Origin of the sequence: Jatrophihabitans sp., from assembly GCF_051960575.1 — a bacterium.
Taxonomy (GTDB): domain Bacteria; phylum Actinomycetota; class Actinomycetes; order Mycobacteriales; family Jatrophihabitantaceae; genus JBQCEE01.
Genome location: NZ_JBQCEE010000302.1, coordinates 1 through 2,754, shown reverse-complemented (window position 1 = coordinate 2,754; position 2,754 = coordinate 1). Strand labels below are relative to the sequence as shown.

2 protein-coding genes, 2 pseudogenes and 1 riboswitch are annotated in these 2,754 nt (G+C 72.8%); all 4 genes and pseudogenes read right to left on the bottom strand.

All coding sequences use genetic code 11. The features are described 5' to 3' along the window. Nucleotides 1-860: pseudogene (locus tag ACTHMS_RS16845) on the bottom strand (hypothetical protein); the annotation flags it as partial. Nucleotides 861-902: 42 nt separating this feature from the next. Further along, entirely contained in the window at nt 903-1,904 is a 1,002-nt protein-coding gene (locus ACTHMS_RS16840) for a C40 family peptidase (RefSeq protein ID WP_440307816.1), read from the bottom strand. A gap of 75 nt (nt 1,905-1,979) precedes the next feature. Further along, a riboswitch (cyclic di-AMP (ydaO/yuaA leader) is annotated at nt 1,980-2,169 on the bottom strand. A 115-nt stretch (nt 2,170-2,284) separates the two neighbouring features. After that, a complete protein-coding gene (locus ACTHMS_RS16835) occupies nt 2,285-2,506 on the bottom strand; it encodes a hypothetical protein (protein WP_440307815.1) in 222 nt (73 codons plus the stop codon). Between the two features lie 124 nt (nt 2,507-2,630). Beyond that, nucleotides 2,631-2,754 (bottom strand): annotated as a pseudogene (locus ACTHMS_RS16830) (IS110 family transposase); the annotation flags it as partial.

Genomic DNA, 2,754 nt, shown 5'->3' with positions numbered 1-2,754 from the left:
TCGTGCCGCAGCAGGATCTGCCGCCCGATGGGGCTGAGGCGCTGCAGCTCGCCGGGCGAGATCACCAGCCGCCGGCCGACCGTGGTCTCGTGCACCGGGTCGGTGCCGTCGTTCACCGCCAGGGCGGCGACCGAGTCGGGTCCGGCCCCCGCCGTCCCCCCGACGGTCGCGTCGAACTCGGCCTTCGAGGCCGTGACCACCACCGCGACGAACCGCGGCCAGTCCGTCCCCCAGACCGCCGTCACGGCCGGCACCGCGTCGTCGACGTCGCGGATCACCGAGTCGAGCACCGCCTCGTAGCCGGGGTGGCCGAACGCGATGCCGAAGCGCCCCCGTGCGACCGAGAGCGGACCGAAGTCCCAGGGACCCTTCCAGGTCGTCGCGCCCAGCGACTCGGCGTCGTCGTCCCCGGCGATCACGACCTGGCCGCCCTGGCGCAGGAACGTCCAGTACAGGTCGCGGCTCGTGGGGTGCGGATCGGCGCCGCGGATCGCGTAGTCGAGGCTGACGTGCACGACGGACGCGGGCGCCCCGTACTTGCGTCGGGCGGCGGCGAGCAGCGTCGGGTCGGACTCGGCACCGACCACCGAGTACGACCAGGAGGCGAGCGGCACCTTCGCCAGGTTGTCGAACTCGTCGCTCTGCTGCTGGCGGAACAGCGCATCGCGGTCGGCGGTGGACACACCGGCGAGCCAGGCGGCCCGGTCGTGCGCGTGCAGCGCCGCGGCGTGCGCCCGCAGCAGCGAACGGACGGCGGTGGGTGTCGGCGCCGAGGTGGGCGCGGACGAACCGCTGCAGGCGGTGCTCAGCGACGCGGCCGCCACCAGGGCGAGCGCGAGACGGACGGCGGCGCGGGGCACGCCTCGATCCTGCCCCGTCGCCGCCCGGCGACCGCGCAGGTCTCAGCCGAGGTGGGTGGCCCCGACGATGTCGCTCGAGAAGCTGGACACGGGAACGACCGTCACCGGCTCGCCCTCGGTCGGCGCCGACACCATGAGCCCCTGGCCGATGTAGATGGTGACGTGCCCGATCGGCGAGTACATGAAGATCAGGTCGCCGGGCGAGAGCTGGTCGAGGCCGACGTGGTGGCCGTAGTTGTACTGGTCGGCCGCCGAGTGCGGCAGGCTCACGCCGGCGGCGGCCCACGAGGCCATCGTCAGGCCCGAGCAGTCGTAGGCGTCCGGGCCGGCTGCACCGAAGACGTAGGGCTTGCCGACCTGAGCGAGCGCGAACCGGACCGCGGTCTGCTCCGGCTTCGTCCCGCCGACGTGCTGGGCGATGTAGCCGATCGCCGCGGTGCGCGCGGCCGGGTTGATCGCCTGCGCGAAGGCCTGCTGCTGCTTCGCGTCGAGCAGCGCGAGGGTCGCCTTGTACTTGGCGATCTGCTGCTCGACGGCGGCGCGGGCACGGTCGGCCTTCGTGAGCTCGGCCCGGGCCTGGTCGAGCAGCCGCTGCGCCGCGGCCGACGCCTGCTGCGCCTTGGCCCGCGAGGTCGTCAGGTCGCTCACCACCTGGGCGTCGTGCGTCGCGATCAGGTTCTCGGCGTCGAGCCGGTCGAGGTAGGCCTGACCGTCCGGGCTGGTCAGCAGCGCCGCCGCCGACGGCAGGTCGCTGCCCTCGTACTGCACGGCGATCGTGTGGGTCATCTCGACGCTCGCCGCGTCGAAGGCGGCCTGCGCCGCCCGGGCGGCACGTGCCGAGCGCGCGGCCTCCGTCTGCCGCTGCGTGGCGACGACGCGGGCCTGGTTGTACTGCTCGACCAGCTGCGAGTTCTGCAGCACGAGCTGGTTCAGCTGCCGCTGCACCGACTCGATCGTCGGCTGCCCCTGGGGAGACGTGCCAGGCGAGGCGGCGGCCGGCAGGGCGCTCAGCAGCGTCGGCACCGTGACGACGGCGGCCGCCACGGCGACACGGAACGCGGCGCGGGGAGCGGAACGGGAACGCAGACGAACGACGGGTCGCGCCACAGCCGGCGGAGCTCCTTCTTCCTCGTCCGCCTACCGGGTTAGCTGACGGGTTCGGGCCGGAAGTAGCCCTACAGCAGTGGCGCGCGTCGGGTCGACGCGGTCGCCACCACCGATTCACCCCACGAGCGGTGGGTCCCCGGTTCGCGGCGCCGTGCTCCGTTGCCGGACCACGCCGCTGCTCACGATTCGGCGGGACCTGCGGCAACGCCCTTCGGACGTTTCGAACCGTAGGTCTCAGGCAGATTACGACGCGGTGCATTCGGACGGCAACGCGGGGCCGAAAGTCCCGAACCGCGGCCACCCAGAACCCGGACAAACTACGCGATCCCCCGCGAGGTCTGTCCCGATCCGGGCGGGATGCGCACGATCGGCACGAGCCGCAGCGGCGGCACCAGCCCCGCGTCGGCGAGGCTGGCGAACGCCGTCTGCTCGGCGTCGTCGAGGTCGACCCCCTCGGCCGGCCGGCTCAGCAGGACGTTGATGACGCAGTCGTCGCACGCGAGACCGCGCCCGACGCAGGTGTGGCAATCGATGTGCATCCCGGCTCTCCGCTCTCCAGTCCGCCGGCTGTCGGCGGTCGGTGCGAAGGCTAGGAAGACCCTCTGACAATTTCCGTCGGCCCGGGTCGGGCCCGGGGTGCCGCCGGGATGCTCCTATGGTTCGTCAAGCCGCTGACGGCACTGTTTGAGCGCGTGGCGGGGCAAGCGTGGCGAAGACTTCTCGTGCGACGTAGCGCTTGAGACAGCGGATGATCTCTGGCTTCGTCAGGCCATCGGCGGTGCGGCGG